This is a genomic window from Actinoplanes sp. TFC3 (assembly GCF_001553785.1).
In the GTDB taxonomy this organism is placed as follows: domain Bacteria; phylum Actinomycetota; class Actinomycetes; order Mycobacteriales; family Micromonosporaceae; genus Actinoplanes.
Window position 1 is genome coordinate 5340659 of sequence record NZ_LOJP01000001.1, and the last position, 14852, is coordinate 5355510.

The 14852-nt window shown below is 64.3% G+C and carries 22 protein-coding genes and 3 tRNA genes; 7 read left to right on the plus strand and 18 right to left on the minus strand.

All coding sequences use genetic code 11. The features are described from left to right. Positions 1 to 10: 10 nt before the first annotated feature. Positions 11 to 574, plus strand: a complete 564-nt coding sequence (locus tag TFC3_RS23980; protein WP_067504069.1) for an FMN-binding protein — start codon at positions 11 to 13, stop codon at positions 572 to 574. Between the two features lie 10 nt (positions 575 to 584). After that, positions 585 to 1334 carry an FAD:protein FMN transferase gene (locus TFC3_RS23985; RefSeq protein ID WP_236718281.1) on the plus strand — a complete coding sequence of 250 codons (750 nt, stop codon included), beginning with the start codon at positions 585 to 587 and terminating at the stop codon, positions 1332 to 1334. Here the strand turns inward: TFC3_RS23985 and eis are convergent. Beyond that, the gene (gene eis / locus TFC3_RS23990) at positions 1331 to 2518 is read right to left on the minus strand and encodes an enhanced intracellular survival protein Eis (protein ID WP_067504072.1); all 1188 of its coding nucleotides are present in this window, start codon (positions 2516 to 2518) and stop codon (positions 1331 to 1333) included. The genes TFC3_RS23985 and eis overlap by 4 nt on opposite strands. 159 nt (positions 2519 to 2677) lie before the next feature. Between eis and TFC3_RS23995 the strand changes: the two genes are divergently transcribed. From TFC3_RS23995 to TFC3_RS24005, 3 genes are all read left to right on the plus strand, one after another. Beyond that, positions 2678 to 2750 (plus strand) — tRNA-Gly (locus TFC3_RS23995). Positions 2751 to 2789: 39 nt separating this feature from the next. Continuing rightward, positions 2790 to 2860: transfer RNA gene (locus tag TFC3_RS24000), tRNA-Cys, on the plus strand. Positions 2861 to 2874: 14 nt separating this feature from the next. Then, a tRNA-Val gene (locus tag TFC3_RS24005) sits at positions 2875 to 2949 on the plus strand. 65 nt (positions 2950 to 3014) lie between these two features. Here the strand turns inward: TFC3_RS24005 and xerC are convergent. From xerC to TFC3_RS24085, 16 genes are all read right to left on the minus strand, one after another. Beyond that, positions 3015 to 4181, minus strand: a complete 1167-nt coding sequence (gene xerC, locus TFC3_RS24010) for a tyrosine recombinase XerC (RefSeq protein ID WP_067504074.1) — start codon at positions 4179 to 4181, stop codon at positions 3015 to 3017. Beyond that, positions 4178 to 4384 (minus strand): helix-turn-helix domain-containing protein, encoded by a 207-nt coding sequence (locus TFC3_RS24015; protein ID WP_067504077.1) that lies wholly within the window; start codon positions 4382 to 4384, stop codon positions 4178 to 4180. The genes xerC and TFC3_RS24015 overlap by 4 nt, the downstream gene beginning before the upstream one ends. 22 nt (positions 4385 to 4406) lie before the next feature. Beyond that, positions 4407 to 6239, minus strand: coding sequence for a replication initiator (locus tag TFC3_RS24020; protein ID WP_067504079.1), 1833 nt, complete (start codon positions 6237 to 6239; stop codon positions 4407 to 4409). A 2-nt stretch (positions 6240 to 6241) separates the two neighbouring features. After that, positions 6242 to 6535, minus strand: coding sequence for a hypothetical protein (locus tag TFC3_RS24025; RefSeq protein ID WP_067504085.1), 294 nt, complete (start codon positions 6533 to 6535; stop codon positions 6242 to 6244). Continuing rightward, positions 6532 to 7380 carry a DUF2637 domain-containing protein gene (locus tag TFC3_RS24030; RefSeq protein ID WP_067504088.1) on the minus strand — a complete coding sequence of 283 codons (849 nt, stop codon included), beginning with the start codon at positions 7378 to 7380 and terminating at the stop codon, positions 6532 to 6534. Before TFC3_RS24030 ends, TFC3_RS24025 begins: the two co-directional genes overlap by 4 nt. After that, complete coding sequence (locus tag TFC3_RS24035) at positions 7377 to 7667, minus strand: hypothetical protein (RefSeq protein WP_067504090.1); 291 nt, start codon at positions 7665 to 7667, stop codon at positions 7377 to 7379. Before TFC3_RS24035 ends, TFC3_RS24030 begins: the two co-directional genes overlap by 4 nt. Further along, positions 7667 to 7849 (minus strand): hypothetical protein, encoded by a 183-nt coding sequence (locus TFC3_RS24040; RefSeq protein WP_153040357.1) that lies wholly within the window; start codon positions 7847 to 7849, stop codon positions 7667 to 7669. Before TFC3_RS24040 ends, TFC3_RS24035 begins: the two co-directional genes overlap by 1 nt. 5 nt (positions 7850 to 7854) lie before the next feature. Further along, entirely contained in the window at positions 7855 to 8265 is a 411-nt protein-coding gene (locus TFC3_RS24045; RefSeq protein WP_067504096.1) for an RRQRL motif-containing zinc-binding protein, read from the minus strand. After that, positions 8262 to 8582, minus strand: coding sequence for a hypothetical protein (locus TFC3_RS24050; RefSeq protein ID WP_369819687.1), 321 nt, complete (start codon positions 8580 to 8582; stop codon positions 8262 to 8264). Before TFC3_RS24050 ends, TFC3_RS24045 begins: the two co-directional genes overlap by 4 nt. Positions 8583 to 8584: 2 nt before the next feature. Further along, positions 8585 to 9031, minus strand: a complete 447-nt coding sequence (locus TFC3_RS24055) for a hypothetical protein (RefSeq protein ID WP_067504099.1) — start codon at positions 9029 to 9031, stop codon at positions 8585 to 8587. Positions 9032 to 9124: 93 nt separating this feature from the next. Beyond that, the gene (locus TFC3_RS24060; protein ID WP_067504101.1) at positions 9125 to 9334 is read right to left on the minus strand and encodes a hypothetical protein; all 210 of its coding nucleotides are present in this window, start codon (positions 9332 to 9334) and stop codon (positions 9125 to 9127) included. Next, on the minus strand, positions 9331 to 10194 hold the full coding sequence (locus TFC3_RS24065; RefSeq protein ID WP_067504105.1) for an FtsK/SpoIIIE domain-containing protein: 864 nt from the start codon (positions 10192 to 10194) through the stop codon (positions 9331 to 9333). The genes TFC3_RS24060 and TFC3_RS24065 overlap by 4 nt, the downstream gene beginning before the upstream one ends. A 65-nt stretch (positions 10195 to 10259) precedes the next feature. Beyond that, positions 10260 to 11195 (minus strand): hypothetical protein, encoded by a 936-nt coding sequence (locus TFC3_RS24070; RefSeq protein ID WP_067504107.1) that lies wholly within the window; start codon positions 11193 to 11195, stop codon positions 10260 to 10262. 324 nt (positions 11196 to 11519) lie between these two features. Further along, entirely contained in the window at positions 11520 to 11735 is a 216-nt protein-coding gene (locus TFC3_RS24075; RefSeq protein ID WP_067504110.1) for a hypothetical protein, read from the minus strand. Between the two features lie 37 nt (positions 11736 to 11772). After that, positions 11773 to 12270: a Pycsar system effector family protein gene (locus TFC3_RS24080; protein WP_153040358.1), complete on the minus strand. Its 498-nt coding sequence runs from the start codon at positions 12268 to 12270 to the stop codon at positions 11773 to 11775. A 242-nt stretch (positions 12271 to 12512) separates the two neighbouring features. Beyond that, a complete protein-coding gene (locus TFC3_RS24085) occupies positions 12513 to 12830 on the minus strand; it encodes a hypothetical protein (RefSeq protein ID WP_067504116.1) in 318 nt (105 codons plus the stop codon). Between the two features lie 169 nt (positions 12831 to 12999). On the opposite strand from TFC3_RS24085, the gene TFC3_RS24090 reads away from it, so the two are divergent. Both TFC3_RS24090 and TFC3_RS36185 read left to right on the plus strand, forming a co-directional pair. Continuing rightward, positions 13000 to 13758, plus strand: a complete 759-nt coding sequence (locus TFC3_RS24090; protein ID WP_067504119.1) for an XRE family transcriptional regulator — start codon at positions 13000 to 13002, stop codon at positions 13756 to 13758. Beyond that, positions 13745 to 14212, plus strand: a complete 468-nt coding sequence (locus TFC3_RS36185; protein WP_082772264.1) for an NUDIX hydrolase — start codon at positions 13745 to 13747, stop codon at positions 14210 to 14212. Before TFC3_RS24090 ends, TFC3_RS36185 begins: the two co-directional genes overlap by 14 nt. Here the strand turns inward: TFC3_RS36185 and TFC3_RS36190 are convergent. Continuing rightward, positions 14209 to 14760, minus strand: a complete 552-nt coding sequence (locus TFC3_RS36190) for an HD domain-containing protein (protein ID WP_082772265.1) — start codon at positions 14758 to 14760, stop codon at positions 14209 to 14211. The genes TFC3_RS36185 and TFC3_RS36190 overlap by 4 nt on opposite strands. Between the last annotated feature and the right edge of the window lie 92 nt (positions 14761 to 14852).

Below are 14852 nucleotides of genomic sequence, written 5' to 3' on the forward strand. Positions count from 1 at the left end.
GGAGTTAGTGATGCGACGCAGCACCGCAGCAGCCGTAGGGACGCTCACCGGAGCCGCCCTGATCATCGGCGTGCGTTTGAGCGTGTCCGCCCCCGGCGTCGTGGCCGCGCCGCCCGCCGTCGACCTGGCCGGCGAAGGACTGGACGCCCCGGCCGCGAACGACCCGACCTCACCGCCGAGCAAGACGGGCGGCAAGGAGGACGATGCCAAGGAAGGCGACGGCAAGCAGAAGGAAGATGGCGCCGAGCAGGACGCCGGGAACAAGGACGAGTCTTCCGGTGCGGCGGGCGGCAGCGGGCTGACCGACGGGATCTTCAAGGGCACCGCGGTGAAGAACCCGTACGGCACCGTGCAGGTCTCCATCAAAATTTCCGGCGGCAAGATCACCGCGGCGGACGCGACGTACCCGACAACCGCGGACAGCGCCACGATCAACCCGCCGGCTGTGGCCGCGCTCAAGCAGGAAACGCTCAAGGCTCAGAGCGCGGACGTCAACGCCGTCTCGGGGGCGACTTTCACGAGCGAGTCCTACGTGAAATCGCTTCAGGCCGCGATCGACAAGGCCGGCGCGTAGGTTCGGCTGCATGCAGCATGCCGAGCACGTCATGGGTACGGTCGTCAGCATCGACGTGGCCGATGAGCTGCCCGACCCACAGGTGCACACCATGATCGAGGACGTCTGCGGCTGGTTGCACGAGGTGGACGAGCGCTTCAGCACGTACCGCCCGGACAGCGAGGTCAGCCGATTCCGCCGCCGGGAGATCCCGCTCGACGACTGCTCACCGGACATGCGCACGGTCCTGGAGGCCTGCGCGGACCTCTGGCGCTTCACCGACGGCTTCTTCGACGCATACGCCGGCGGCCCCCTCGACCCGTCCGGCTACGTGAAGGGCTGGTCGGTCGAACTCGCGTCGGCTCGGCTGGCGGCCTGCGGCTCGGTCCGCCACTGCATCAGCGCAGGCGGGGACATCCGCGCCCGGGGTCGCAGCGCGGCGGGCGAGCCGTGGAAGGTCGGCATCCGCCACCCCTGGGAGGCGGACAAGCTGAGCTGGGTCCTCGGCGTGGCCGACGGGGCGGTGGCCACCTCCGGCACGTACGAACGCGGCCACCACGTGTTCAACCCCCGCACGGGCGCCCCGGCTCGCGGCCTGCGCTCGGTGACCGTGGTGGGGCCGGACCTGGCGCTGGCCGATGCGTACGCCACGGCGGCCCTGGCCATGGGGCAGTCCGGCATCAACTGGCTGGCCAAGCTGGTGCCCGAGGGCTACGAATCCGCGGTGGTGACCGACGACGGGCGCGCGTTCACGTCCGCTGGGCTGCCGGTGCTGACCTAGAAGTCGGCGAACAGGTAAGGCATCTTCTTGGGGAACAGCGCTCCCAACATCTCCAGGGCGTCTGTATCGACCTGGCCGAAGCCACGCAACGTCACTTCCAGCGGGTCCAGCACCCCGTAGGCGAGGGCAGAGATGCCCGCGCAGGTCAGGGTTGCCTGTGGATCATCCTTGGTCTCCTCGACCGCCAGGGAGCCTGCGTCGCCGGCGATGCGGTAGCGGCCGGCCAGAAAAGAGTCGCCGGTGACCTCAACTGTGACGTCGAGGCTCGCCGGGGTGTGCAGGCCGTTGAGGGCCCGCATGCTGAGCAGGCGCACCATGGGAGCGCCCTGACGGGGAAATTCGGTGCGCCCCTCGGTCAGCACAGCCAGGTCCGTACCCCAAAGATCCGGCACTTCGTCCGTGCTGATCTTGACTTGAACGCGCGCGACCTGGTCGACATGGCGGGCCAGGTACTGCAGGAGCAGCGTCCGGGCGAGCGGACCGGTCGTGAGCAGGTCACCGGCCACGAGGTCCCCGCCGTACCGCTCGACGCGGTAGGGAACCGCACCCACGACCTCGCCGCCGACCCGCGCGAGCGCAACCCACTGGGTCTTGTCGTCGCGCAGCCAGCCGCTGAAGACCTCGTCGAAGACCGCAAAGCCGTGCCGCTCCCCCAGCAACCGGTGCATGAGGGTGGAGAACTCCGCGAAAGCCGCCGCCGGCGTCAACCGCACCACCTCCCCCGGCAGCTCGATGCGCTGCAAATGATCGAGGCCTTCAGGGGCGAATATGGCGGTACGAACACGGGGCACCCCCACATAGCCGAAGCGCGCGTAGAACGAGGGGCGGAACGGGTAGAGCGCGCTGACCAGACGGTCCTGCTCCCGGCTCAGCTCGAGAAGTTGAGTGAGCAATTGGCGCACATACCCCTTGCGGCGCGCCTCCGGATGCGAGACGACCGTCGCGATGCCCGCCATGTCGTGCACCACACCGCGCACGTTCTGCCGCATGGGGATCGCGGTGACCGAGGCGAGCGGCCGGCCTTCCTCCTCGGCAACCAGCGCGGTCACCGTGCCGTAGTAGGGCGCCCGGCTGGCGTAGGCCTCGCGGTCGGCATCGGTCCCCGGCGACGGCGAGAACGCGTAGAAGGACAGCGGAAACACCACGTCAAGCCGCTCATCGGCGGAGATCTGCCGTATCTGCATGTCCCCATCCAACCCCGGACGGCGGGGATAACTCGCGCTTTGGGCTGTTCGCGGGCGGTTGCGGTGAGCCTGGGCGACTCGCCGGGGTACCCCGGTTTGGCAAGGGCTGGGGAGACCAGCTAATGTTTCATCCGTCGCCGGGGGAACCCGGAAAGACAAGCGGACGTAGCGCAGCTGGTAGCGCATCACCTTGCCAAGGTGAGGGTCGCGGGTTCGAATCCCGTCGTCCGCTCGGAGAGGCCGCGACAGGTTAAATGTGCGGGGCCAGCTCGGTGGAGTGGCCGAGAGGCGAGGCAACGGCCTGCAAAGCCGTGTACACGGGTTCAAATCCCGTCTCCACCTCGGCAACAGTACGAGGGCGATTGGCGCAGCGGGAGCGCGCTTCCTTGACACGGAAGAGGTCACTGGTTCGATCCCAGTATCGCCCACCAGCTCAGAGGCCCTGTCCCATAGGCGGACAGGGCCTCTTGCTGTCTCCGGGTGACTAACTGGGTGACTAAGCCTCGGACTCGCCGTCGTTGGCGAAGATCCGGTTCATGGCGGCTGCGCCAGTGAGCAGGACGGGCCGTAGTTGATGCCGGTACACCTTCTCGGTGACCGAGGTGCCGGAATGTCCGCAGAGATCAGCGATGTCTTTCAGAGAGACGCCGTCGTCCGACAGCAGCGACACAAAGCTGTGGCGTAGCTCCCGAGGTGTCCAGTCGGCCGGGTTCAGACCAGCGGCCTTGGTGATCCGGCGAAAGGCGCGACGGACGTTAGCAGCGTCGAGCGCGGTGCCGATGGAGGACGCAAAGACCAGATCAAACGCGCGCCAGTAAACGCCGGCCTTTTCGCGGTCTTGAGTTTGCAAGCCGAGCTGGGTGCGTAGAGCGACTACACCTCTAAGGGGTATCGCAAGGGTTCGGCGAGACTTACGCGTCTTGGTGTCCCCGCCTTCACGCACGGAATGCCACACCTGAATTGAAGGTGGCACCGGATTGTCATCACCGGGTCGGCCGTCGAGGTCAACGCGAGCCCAGGTGAGAGCGCGTAGTTCTTCAGTGCGCGCTCCCGTAAGGAGCGACAGCACTACGTAGGCATAGAGGCGCGAGTCTTCAGCCGCATTCAGAAGGGCCTTCGCGGCATCGAGTGTGAGCGATTTCGAGGGGCGGCCGGGCTTGCCAGCAGGGATCCCGCAAAGGGCAACGACGTTACGGTTGACCTTGTCCCGAGCCATGGCCCGATTGATGACGCGGTTCAAGCACTCGTACACCCGTTGCACCGTGCTTGTGCTAAGGGTCTTGGCGATGTAGAGCAGCCACCGGTCGACGTCGGTAGCAGTGAGTTCCCGCAATTTGCGAGCACCCAGGCCCGCAGTAATGTGCTTGCACAGGTAGCGGTTCTTGTCGATGGTGTTGGCGCTACGGCCGGTCAGTCCGTAGGTAAGCCAGTCTTCGACGGCCTGGGCGACGGTGTAACCCGTCTGCGCTGTGGAAAGCCCATCCTCGTACTCGCGGATCTTTACGCGAAGAGCAGCATGGGCTTCTGTTTTGGTTTTGCCGCTTGCTTTGCGCACGATGCGCTTGCCTGCCGGGGTGTAGCCGACGGTTACTGAGGCAATCCAGCGTTGTCGCGCTTCGTCCCAGTGCAGTCCGCCATCGCCTCGGCTTCGGCGTTTGGTCATGCGGCGACTCCTTTCGTGCTCTCCCGTTCGAGTAGGGAGACGTATTCGGTGATGGCCGATTCGGGCACGAGCCGGGTGCGGCCTTCCTTGACGGTGCGCAGTCGGCCGGAGCGGATGAGTTCGTAAATGACGGAGCGGCTGAGGCTCAGTAGCCGCATGGCTTCGGGGATGCGGTACAAAGCCTTCCGCTGGTATTCGTCCAAGGGTGTTCCCTTCGTGGTGTGATCAGGCGGCTTGCAGAGTGACCAGGACGGTTGAACCGGCCTCGTGGGCGAGTTCTTCGCGTCCGGCTTCGTTTCGGGCACGGGCCATCGCGGCGGCGGTGTTGGCGAGGAGGGCGTCGCCGTTGTTGTGCCAGCCGACTCCGGCAAAGGACAGGGTGCCGACGATCAGCGTCGTCTCGTCGAGGTGGTCGACCGAGCGGACGGTGCCAGGGTCAGTGGCGGCCTGGTCCTCGGTGCGTCGGTAGACGATGCGGGTGTCTCGGAGGGTGGCGAAACGCACGACGCGGCGGCGGGTTTTAGTGAGGAAGTGTCCGGCGAAGCCGAACCGGTGTGCCCATCGACGCAGCCGCGCATACGGGTTGGTGGCCATGCCGCTGGTGGTGAGTTTGGTGTCAAGGTTGGCTTGACGTTCGGCGACGCAGACGGGGCAGGCCCGGTAGCGGGTGTGGGTGCCGCAGTCCGGGCAGTCCCACGGTTCGCCGAACGGGCCGCCGGTCGCAGGGCGGGTCCGGCCGCCAGGAGGCCGGGTACGAGCAGACAGATCAGAGATGGGACGTCCGATTCGCCAGCAGGCGGCGACGAGTCGGGCGATGTGGTCGCCGTCGGGATCGTATTGGCCGATGGTGTCGTCGGTGATGCGGGTGGAGGAGAACCCGGTAGCTTCGGTGCTCTTGGTCGTGTACTTGGCGAGGTAGCCGGCTTTTTGCGAGGCGACCTGTTCACTGACCATGTCGTCGGTGATGGAGCCGTCCCCCGCAAGGGCCAGCGCTTGGATGTCAAAGCCCTTATCTGGGTCTCCCCACCTGATTTCCCAGCCTTGCGACCGGTCCGGGTGTGCCGGGGTGGTGAAGGAGATGGTCCCGACCGCGTTGTGGAAGGCGGCAATGATGTCGTCGACGTCCACGCCTGGCGGAGGGATGAGGACGGCGTCGGGGTCGTCGGGGTGGACGCCGTCCAGGCGGACCAGGGCATGGAAGTGCACGACGGCGCGGCGTTGCATCTCGGCGGCTTTGCCGTGGGTGAGCTGCGCCGGGGGCACCATACGCACCTTGCCGCTCGGCGTGGTTTTGGCGACCGGGGGTAGGCCGCGGGCTTTGCAGAGGTGGGCGAGGTAGCGGTCGGCGGCTTGTTTGGTGCGGTGCCACAGTTCGGTGGAGAACAGGTTCCACACGACGTGGTGGTCGTAGTCGTAGCAGTCGAGGCATAACGGTTGCCCGAGGGTGGGGTCGTCGGCGGTGTGGCGTCGCCAGCAGACGACCGGTTGCCCGTGTTCGCACGGTGCAGGGGTGTCGCGGCGAGCGTGGCAGGGTTCGGCCTGGCAGGTGCAACGTTTGCGGTTCGTGCAGGTGTGTTTGCGAACGACGCGGGTGTGCACGGTACCGAAGCTGGGAGCGGTGAAAGTGGGAAACACGGCCGGGTGTTTCGCGACCGTGGCCGGGATGCCTTTACCACCAACGAGGAAGCTACGCAGAATCTGGAACGCGTCGCGTTGATAGGTACGAGCGCAGGACGGGCAGACCGAGGCGAGGCGGGTGCCGCAAGCTTTGTAGATGGCGGCGTCAGGCAGCTGGTCAGTGTGCCGGGAGTCGAGCAGACGCCCGGTGGCCGCTTCGATGCTGTCGAGGGTTCCGGAAAGCCGGATCGGACGTGTACAGCCTGAGGCGGCCTGTACGTGCGACAGCCAGTCGAAGTAGTTGCCACGCGATGCGCGGGCGAGGGCTTGCCCGGCTACGAGGTGGCCGGGGGCGATAGGGAGCTGAGCCGTTTCGGCGTTCGAGCCCGCATCCCGGGCAGGGTGCTCCCGGGATGCGAGGTCCAGCGTGGAAACGCTCATGGTTAGGCAGCTGTCCAGGTACAGGGGAGCTGCGGGCCGATGTGGCCGTGGTAGGTCTGCGTGATGGCGTGTTCGATGACGGTGGTCCGGCAGGCCGGGCACTGGAGTTCGTTACGCAGGCGGCGACGGCAGTCAACAGTGACGCTGGTGTCGCCGGAGTGCAGGGTGATGGGTGCTCGGCAGGGTCCGCCGTGGACGACGGTGATGATCGTCTGGCGGGTGTCGTAAGGGTGTGGTTGCGGATCAGCCGGGCAGGTGTGGGTGTGTTGGTGGATGTCGACGTGGATGAAGGTCATCGGGCACCTCCAGTCAGGGCCGGGGTGTGCCCGTTGATGCGGGCCGGTGACGGATGAATGGCGTTGAGGAGTTGGGTGGCGACGGCAGGGGTCACGCTCATGCGGGTGGCCAGTTCGTCGACGGTGATGGGTCGTCCGGTGGTCTGTTCGTGCTGGACGGTAGAGAACCGAGCGGTGGTCAGCAGGTGCGCCGGCACGGGCGTCGGGGGCTCGGACGCGGTGTCCGGCGGGTTGAGGACTGCTGCCGGTGGGTTGGGTTCAACGGGTGCCGTCGGTGTGGTGGTGACCGGGTCTATGCCGGTCGCCGGGGTGCTGGTGATGGTGTTGGCAGCCGCGAGCAGTTCGGCCGCTTGCTGCTCGATGGCGGCGAAGTCCGGACGGATGCGCCCGGCAACGAGTTCGACGCCGATGACCAGGACCACGACCAGGGCGAAGACGACGCGCAGGCCGAGGCTGCCGGGGGCGAGGAAGTTGACGGTGGCTGACAGCAGCGCGGTCCCGGCGAAGACGATGAGGGCGCCGCGTTTGGCGTCCTTGGCGATGCCCGCTGTGCGGACGACGATGAGCATCGAGACCATGTTGGCGTCGAAGATGAGCGGGACGATGTAGGCGAAGTAGTCCGCGCCTTGCTGCCACAGGTAGTGGGCTTGGTGCAGGTAGCTGGTAGCCAGTGCGCCGAGCAAGGCGAAACGGTTGTACCGTTTGATCGCTTCAATGGCTTTGAGCATGTTGGGCACAGCGCTTTTGGCGTATTCGGTGGCGAACTGCTCGGTCAGGTTTGAGGTTTTGACTGACTCGTCAGCAACGGTGTGGTCCGAGACGCTACGTGGTTGGCGGAGTTTCATCGGATGCCTCCGTCGTTGGTGACGGGGATGACGGCGGTGACGCCGCAGCAGTGTTCGCACCAGACGGCGACGTAGCCGTCGTCGAGCATGTCGTTGATGCGTTCGTCGAGGGTTTCGTATTCGGCGGGATACAGCGACAGGCCGTCGCAGTCGTCGCACCAGTGCTGGGTGGGGCACAGCCGCAGGACGGGGCCAAGGTCGGGGTGGATTCCGGCAGGTGCCATGCCGTTGATGCAGTAGAGGCAGTCGTGTTGGCTCAGATGGTTGCCGAGGTCTTGCAGACTCATCAGATGGCCTCCTTACGGGTGCGGCCGGTAAGGCGGTGCACGGTGACCCCGTCGGGGACCGGAACGGTCTGGGTGTCGTCGTCGGGGCGGGTGTAGCCGTAGCCCAGGTCAGCGGCGCTGTGTCCGGGCCGGGTGAGCCGCTCGGGGGCCGACAGGGCGTGTAGTTCGGCGTGGTGGGTCATGGCGGTCACCGCCCGGGTTCGCAGGTCAAGCAGGCGCCGGTGCGGCGCGGGATGTAGTAGTCGCGGGTGGTGCCGCAGACACCGCAGGTGCGGCGAGCCAGCAGGGCTTTGCCGATGGCGCCGAGCTGGGCCGGGCTGGGTGTGCGTTTGGGCGCGGCCAGATCACGGCGGTAGAGCAGGGCGGTGCGCCGTTGCGTGCGGTGGCGCCACAGGATTTGCGCGACGGGGTCGTGCCCACCAGGGCAGAGCCCTTGGTTGCGGAGCTGGCGCCGGGTGAGCAGGCCATCGGGGGCCATGCGGAAGGGGAAGGTGGGGAAGCCGTAGCGGCTGCCGGTGGGGTCGTAAAACTCGACGCGGATACCGGTGCGCTCGCCGAGGGCGTCAAAAAAGGTGTTGGTCAGTGCGCTGGTGGTCACTGCTCGCCTCCCCACCGTTGGTGAGCGGCTTGACGGCTGATTCCGAGCCGGTCGGCTATTTCGGCCCAGGAGTAGCCGTGGGTACGTAGTCCTTTGACGGCGTCGCCGATGGAGTCGTCGAGCAGGGTGGACAGGCCGACCATGTCGCGCAGGGCTTCTACGTCACCGGTAGCGACGCGTCGGGCGTAGGCGCGAATGATGCGTCGCACGAACGCGGCGTATTCGTCGTTCTCCACCACGACGCGGCGGCGTGGTTTGAGGGGCCGGCTTTCATTGTCGGCGGGGTTGAGTGTCAAGGCTTGGTTGACGTAGAACAGGCTCACCGGGCACCCCTGGTGTGATGGGTGCTGTCCCATTCGTCGGCAGCGTCATTGAGGGCTGCTGTGACGTCCTTGATGGTGCGATCTTGTTCGTCGTTCCACTGGGATACGACGTCGAAGGCGCTGGCCTTCCAGGTAACCGTGTCGGCGCTGTCGTACTCGGGGTCGAGGTAAGCGGCGAAGACGCGCACTCCGCGGATGGCGGTGTCGGTGTTGTCGTCATCGGCCGTGTCGTCGGAGCCGAGGATGGGACGGCCGTGGGCGCAGACGTTGATAGCGCCAAGGGCGCAGGCGGGCGGGAAGTTGACCTCGTTCGTCAGGTCGAAGAAGTCGTTGCGGATCCAGCCGTACCGCTGGAGGTAGATCGCGGCACTGCGCAGCAGCACACCCGGGGTCATGTCGGGGTCAAGGTCGGTCGTGGTGGTTGGTTGTTGGGTAGCCTTCATGGCAGCCACGTCCTTTCGAAGGGCTGTTGGTTGGTGGTCGGCAGAACCCGCCCGGTGCTTGTCGAGGGCGTGGGATCGGGTTCTGTCGGCCGGTCAGCGGTTGCGCAGGCGCAGGTATCGGCGGTGCCGGGGGTCGTGAGGTCCGGCGATGGTGGGTGCGGTTGCCTGCACGAGGCGTCCGGAGGTGCGCAGGGCATGGACGAGGGCGGTGGTTTCCTCGGGTGTGCCGATGATCCAGAGTTCGGTGTACTGGGCGGCTTTCTGGTTGTCGTTGCGGGCTTGAGTCCGTTCACGGGTGGTCATGCGGCCATCTCCCAGTCAGTGGGTGAGAGGTTGCGGGTGGGCTGGCGCAGCCAGGCGGCGTAGTCGGCGATGCCGTAGATCTGCTGGTCGGACAGGTAGGCGGCTTTGATGCGTTTGGGTGTGCTGCCTTCGGCCAGCAGCCAGGCGGCGCCGCGGTTTTCGGGGTCGATGTCGCTGGCGGTGTAGCCCTGCTCGGCCCAGCCGGAGCCAAGGATGACGTCGGAGCTGCCGGTGGTGGTGCAGCGGAACGCGCAGCGGTAGCCGAACAGGTCGCGCAGGCTGGCGGGGATGATGTCCCAGGAGGTGCGCTGGCTGGCGGCGACTACCGGCATGGCGGCGGCGCGGCCGAGGGCGACCAGTCCGCGGAGCAGGGTCAGATATTCCTCGCGTTGTTCCTTGGTGCCCAGCACGGTGGAGTACATGGCGAGTTCGTCGATGACGGTGAGGATGGCCGACAGGTCGTCGGTGGCGGTGACTTTGCGGCGGCGGTTGGCCAGCAGCCATTGGTATCGGTTGTGGGCGACGGTGAGCAGACGCCGCAGGACGCGGATGGCCTGGTCGAGGTCGTCGCCTATGAAGGCGTCGCAGATGGGTGCCCAGGGGCCGAGTTCGACCCATTTGGCGTCCATCGCCACGAGGCGGGTTTTGTCGCACAGCGCGGCGGTGGAGGTGATGGTATTGATGAGGCCGGATTTCCCGGCGCCGGGTTCGCCTGCCATCAGCAGGTTGTGCCCGGGGATGTCGAGCATGACGTGTTCACCGAACTCGTCGATGCCGATGAACATGGGGTCGAACATCGACATCCCCGGCCACACAGGCACTCCATCGGTTCCGAGCGGATCTCGGGCAATGGTGGACATGAGATGTCGCCTCCTGGGCGGTTGTGTGCAGGACGCCCACCGTGGGACGTCCTGCCCGGGGTTGATTAGATCCAGTCGCTGATGTCGTCTCCGTCGTCGGCGGCTGTCGCGGCGGAGGCCGCTGGCTCACGGCCGTTGCTGCTGGCAGCGGTCGCCTTGGTTTTGGCGGCTGCCGGGGTGGCAGGGGGAATGTCCTCGACGTCGGGCAGGTCGAGGCCGGTAACGGTGGCCGGCTTTTTGTCAGCGACCGGCGCGACGGGTTCGATGAGATCAACGAGTGGTGATCCGACCGTGGCGGTCAGCACTTCACGTCGTTTGATGTCGAAGCGAATGAATGCTGAGTCGCTGGTCCCGGCCTGCTGGACGAATGCCGAGGTGGCGTGACAGGCAACGGCGATCTTGTCGAGTTGCTGAGTCAAATAGGACAGTGACAGCCCGGGGCGCAGCATGACCCAGACACGTTCGCCGACCGGAGTCGGCCAGGCGCCCAGAACGAAGGGCAGGCTGCCGGACTTGTTGGCGATGATGAATTGGGAGAAGCACACGCGTAGCCGGTGACGTACGACGACGCACCAGGCAGTAGCGACGATTCGATTCCGCGCTCCGGGAATCACCGCAGGAGCGCCAACCACGCTCATCAGGACCAGCAGAGTGACCCACGGAGCCGTATGGACAGCCAAGGCGGTCCATGCCCATGCAGCGCTCATGGTGAGCACAATTTCCGGTGCCCACCACCAAAGAAGCCGCAGGACCGGCCAGATCCGGACGAGAACCCATGCACCAGCGCCGCTGAAGGCGGCGGCGAAAGCTGCGGGAAACACAGCCAGCAGCGGGTGCATGTACTGCGCTGCCACGACCAAAGTGATCAATAAGACGGTGACGGCGGTGATGACGAAGGCGAACCGGGCGTTGCGCTGCGAGGAGCGGTGCACCTGCTGTTCGATGACAGTGACTGTTCCGGAACGTCGACCGAAACCGCGTCCTGCGCTAGATTTGGACATGACACGTCCTCCCTCGTGAGGGGTGGATGGGTTGGAGAAGGCGCGGGGTCGGCAGGTTCGGAGCCAGTACCGACCCCCGCTTAACGTGTGACAGATCAGCGTCCGGTCAGGCGGGCCAAACCGGTCGTGATGAGCTGGTCACGCAATTCGTTGGCGTAATCGTTTCCGGCGACAAGGCGAATCATGTCGAGGGTTTGCGTTGCCGCGACGCCATCAGCCGCATCAACGTTTGCGGCCAGAAGCCGTAGCAGACAATCTGGCACGAAGGTAGGAATTAGGATTCCTCTCAGATCGTGCTGATACCGAGTAAGCGATGTGGCGTCTTTAGGCGTAGATCTGCATTCCGGGTTCCCACCGGTCGGTAGCCCGTTTGATAGCGACGTCGATCTGGACATTCAGCAGAGAGTCCCGGTACTTGGACCCGGCTACCTTCTCGATCAGGTCCAGAGTCTCTGCAGCGGCAATCGGCCGCTTTTCAAATAGTTCGGCTCGAAGCTTGTTGAGTAGCTGCACCAGGATTTCTTGTCCGACGATGTGCATGGCCGAGCCCTTTCGATGCCGTGAGCAGTTAAAGTAGTCAGAAGATTGCGGTCACGAGACCGGCCACGACGGCGCATCCGAGGCCGCCCATGAGGAGATCGACGGCGAGGCGAACGCGTCGGTACTTTCGCTGTACCGCGCGTGACAACCACCAGAGTTGCTGAGCCCGGTATTCGGCACTATCCGTGTCGATGTTGTGCAGATCCTCAGCAAGAGCGTGCGCCGATTCGGCTGCGGCGTACCTGACGAATCCATGGTTACCGCCGAGCGAGGGCCGGATAGCAGCACCAAGGAGCATCAACGCGGAGCCAATCAGTGCGATGGCTGCCATAGCCGGCATGATGCCGACAGCGTCGACGTGGCTCTTCGCCAGCAATCCGATGCCTCCGGTGAGAACGGCCAGCGAGAAACCGAACAAGATGGACGCTTTGGTGTCCACACGACCCATGTGTGCTTGGACTTCGGTGATAGCGATCGTGGCGCTGTCGCTGTGATCCGGTGAACGACGGGCAGCGTTCGTGAGACGACGAGACATGACAACCATCCCTTGATTTCGAAGGGCGTACAGGTTGGAAAGGCGGCGAGGTCGGCAGGTTCGGAGCCAGTACCGACCCCGCGCCACACTTTCGGGAAACAGCCACGAGAAGCGGCTCAGAAGGCGATGCAGAGACGAGAGCATCACCAAGATTGCGATAGAACAGCGGTTGATCGGCCGCGAGATGTAGCGGTGTGCCACGGACACTGTGGCGGTAGTACAGATGGCGCTTGGCGAAGGACCTACTTGGCCGAGGAACCAGTGAGCGGCTTCAGCGACACCGCGCGGAACGCCACGCCGTTACGCCCGTTGGTCGCCCACGGAATGGCCTCAAGCTGCTCGACAGCGACGAGCTGTCCCACCGTCACGTTCGGCTTCTCTCCCGCCGTAGTGACAGCGATAACCTCGCCACCAGTCTCATCGAGCACGATGACCTGGGTCGTCCACATGAGCCGGCCCGTTCCCTTCTCGGACCGCTGGTTGCCGTTCTGGTCGTTCTTCGGCTCAGTCGGCTTCGACACCGTAACCTGCTTACCGGTCGTGTCCACATACAGCTTCATGAGGATTACCTCCCTGTCTTGAGCGCGTCCCCAGTGGACGACTGCTCTGCGCGAATCTGTGATTCGCACCTCCAATAAGACAGCTGCGGGAGTGACGCGGTAATGGCCTTGCGGGGACGCCTGGGACGTTTATAGTGGAGGAAACGTCCCGCCTGGATCGGATGAACCAATGGCAAACGAACGCCTGCGCGATGCACTTGATCGAGCACGTGTGACACCAGCAGAACTTGCGCTTCACACAGAGACCGACATCAAGACGGTGAGCCGCTGGATTGGCGGCAGAGTGCCGCACCCCCGCACTCGCTTCAAGATCGCAAAGCGTTTGAAGGAGGACGAGGACTTTTTGTGGCCAGGGGCGCGGAAGGCAAGCCCACAGACCACTGACACCTCCGGAATAGTGCAGTTTTACAACAACCGCGGAGCCGTACCAGCGACTTTATGGGACCGGTTACTTGACGCCGCAACTGGCGAGGTCGGAATTTTGGTCTATGTTGGAATGTTCCTTACCGAGAAGCCAGACCTGCTGACTCGGTTGCGAGCGAAGGCAAACACTGGTGTTCGCGTCAGGGTTCTTCTTGGCGACCGTAACGCGGATGCCGTGAAGCAGCGCAGCCATGACGAGGGCATCGGCCGGGAAACGATTTCTGCGAAGATAGACCAGGCCGACGCCTTCTTTCGTCCCCTGATCGGAACAGCGAACATCGACCTACGGCATCACGGCACTGTCCTATACAACAGCATCTACCGCTTCGACAATGACATGATTGTCAATCCCCATATATATGGCAAAACTGCTCCGATGGCTCCCGCCATGCATGTGCGCCGAACATCTACGTTTGGCCTCTTCGACGCATACACGGAAAGTTTTGAAGCCGTGTGGGATGCCGCGATGACGCAGGACGGAGGACAGGCACATGCCGAAGACTGACTACCTTGACGATCCCCATGCACCGAAGGCCAACTCTTTGGTCGTTGCGGTGGCAGTAGTCGTACGTGACGAGACTGAGCGTGTACTGCTCATTAGACGGTCTGATAACAATTTCTGGGCCCTACCCGGGGGTGCACAGGAGCTGGGCGAGACGGTTTCACAAGCTGCTGTACGTGAGGTCGAAGAGGAGACAGGGTTGCGTGTCCGAATCACGGGCATCTCCGGTGTCTACTCCGACCCTAGGCACGTGATTGCCTACGACGACGGGGAAGTACGCCAGGAATTCTCGATCTGTTTACGTGGTCAACCGGATGCCGGCAGCCTGCGTACCAGCGCTGAGTCGGTAGAAGTCCGCTGGGTTCCAACGACTGAGCTGGCATCGCTACCAATGCACCCATCTATGGCTTTACGAGTTCAGCACGGTCTAGAGGGGCGCGAGCCTTACATCGGTTAGGAAAGACCAATCTGACGAAGTCTGGTGTGGGTACGACCTATAGCGGCGCTTAAGTCTGGCGTTGCCTCCTCGATAAAGTTAGTCACGAGATTGCGAGGCCCGTACCGTTGCTTAATTTCTTCCACTCTGTCGCGGAACTCTGTGGGTTCCCCATCGGGTGTTGTGGTTAGGTCACACGTCCAGAGAGCGTCCCGCACGGGACCTTCTTCGTCCTGAAAAGGCACTAACTTGTCAGCGATTCCCCGCAAGCGTGCCTCTCGGATCGCGCACGAGTGATGTGCGACTAGATGGACCAGGCGTTTAGGCGCATCGACTGATCGCAGGAAGTAGGCACCGTCCAGCGGATGAAAACCCGTCCGAACGAGATCTGGCGCATACCCGACATCGTGGAGAATGGCCGCAGCCTCTAATAAAGGGGCATCGTCACCCACAACACCAGCGAGCACTTGCGCTTTTCTGGCTACTCCTTGCACATGCATCCAACGACGAGGAAGCGTGCCAGCAAGTATTAGCTCGGAGAGTTCGTACGCCCACGCGATCAAGGACATGCAAAGACAGTAACCGCCGACATCTATCGAACCTACTACCCCGGGGCCGGTCGGCAGCCAGGAAGCGTGTTCAAACTTTCTGTACGTCTTTA

Bases quoted from the DNA above. Each gene is read 5' to 3' on its own strand.
- TFC3_RS23980 (WP_067504069.1), top strand. From the start codon at position 11: ATGCGACGCAGCACCGCAGCAGCCGTAGGGACGCTCACCGGAGCCGCC.
- TFC3_RS23985 (WP_236718281.1), top strand. From the start codon at position 585: ATGCAGCATGCCGAGCACGTCATGGGTACGGTCGTCAGCATCGACGTG.
- eis (WP_067504072.1), bottom strand. From the start codon at position 2,518: ATGCAGATACGGCAGATCTCCGCCGATGAGCGGCTTGACGTGGTGTTT.
- xerC (WP_067504074.1), bottom strand. From the start codon at position 4,181: ATGACCAAACGCCGAAGCCGAGGCGATGGCGGACTGCACTGGGACGAA.
- TFC3_RS24020 (WP_067504079.1), bottom strand. From the start codon at position 6,239: ATGAGCGTTTCCACGCTGGACCTCGCATCCCGGGAGCACCCTGCCCGG.
- TFC3_RS24025 (WP_067504085.1), bottom strand. From the start codon at position 6,535: ATGACCTTCATCCACGTCGACATCCACCAACACACCCACACCTGCCCG.
- TFC3_RS24030 (WP_067504088.1), bottom strand. From the start codon at position 7,380: ATGAAACTCCGCCAACCACGTAGCGTCTCGGACCACACCGTTGCTGAC.
- TFC3_RS24035 (WP_067504090.1), bottom strand. From the start codon at position 7,667: ATGAGTCTGCAAGACCTCGGCAACCATCTGAGCCAACACGACTGCCTC.
- TFC3_RS24040 (WP_153040357.1), bottom strand. From the start codon at position 7,849: ATGACCCACCACGCCGAACTACACGCCCTGTCGGCCCCCGAGCGGCTC.
- TFC3_RS24055 (WP_067504099.1), bottom strand. From the start codon at position 9,031: ATGAAGGCTACCCAACAACCAACCACCACGACCGACCTTGACCCCGAC.
- TFC3_RS24060 (WP_067504101.1), bottom strand. From the start codon at position 9,334: ATGACCACCCGTGAACGGACTCAAGCCCGCAACGACAACCAGAAAGCC.
- TFC3_RS24065 (WP_067504105.1), bottom strand. From the start codon at position 10,194: ATGTCCACCATTGCCCGAGATCCGCTCGGAACCGATGGAGTGCCTGTG.
- TFC3_RS24070 (WP_067504107.1), bottom strand. From the start codon at position 11,195: ATGTCCAAATCTAGCGCAGGACGCGGTTTCGGTCGACGTTCCGGAACA.
- TFC3_RS24075 (WP_067504110.1), bottom strand. From the start codon at position 11,735: ATGCACATCGTCGGACAAGAAATCCTGGTGCAGCTACTCAACAAGCTT.
- TFC3_RS24080 (WP_153040358.1), bottom strand. From the start codon at position 12,270: ATGTCTCGTCGTCTCACGAACGCTGCCCGTCGTTCACCGGATCACAGC.
- TFC3_RS24085 (WP_067504116.1), bottom strand. From the start codon at position 12,830: ATGAAGCTGTATGTGGACACGACCGGTAAGCAGGTTACGGTGTCGAAG.
- TFC3_RS24090 (WP_067504119.1), top strand. From the start codon at position 13,000: ATGGCAAACGAACGCCTGCGCGATGCACTTGATCGAGCACGTGTGACA.
- TFC3_RS36185 (WP_082772264.1), top strand. From the start codon at position 13,745: ATGCCGAAGACTGACTACCTTGACGATCCCCATGCACCGAAGGCCAAC.
- TFC3_RS36190 (WP_082772265.1), bottom strand. From the start codon at position 14,760: ATGTCCTTGATCGCGTGGGCGTACGAACTCTCCGAGCTAATACTTGCT.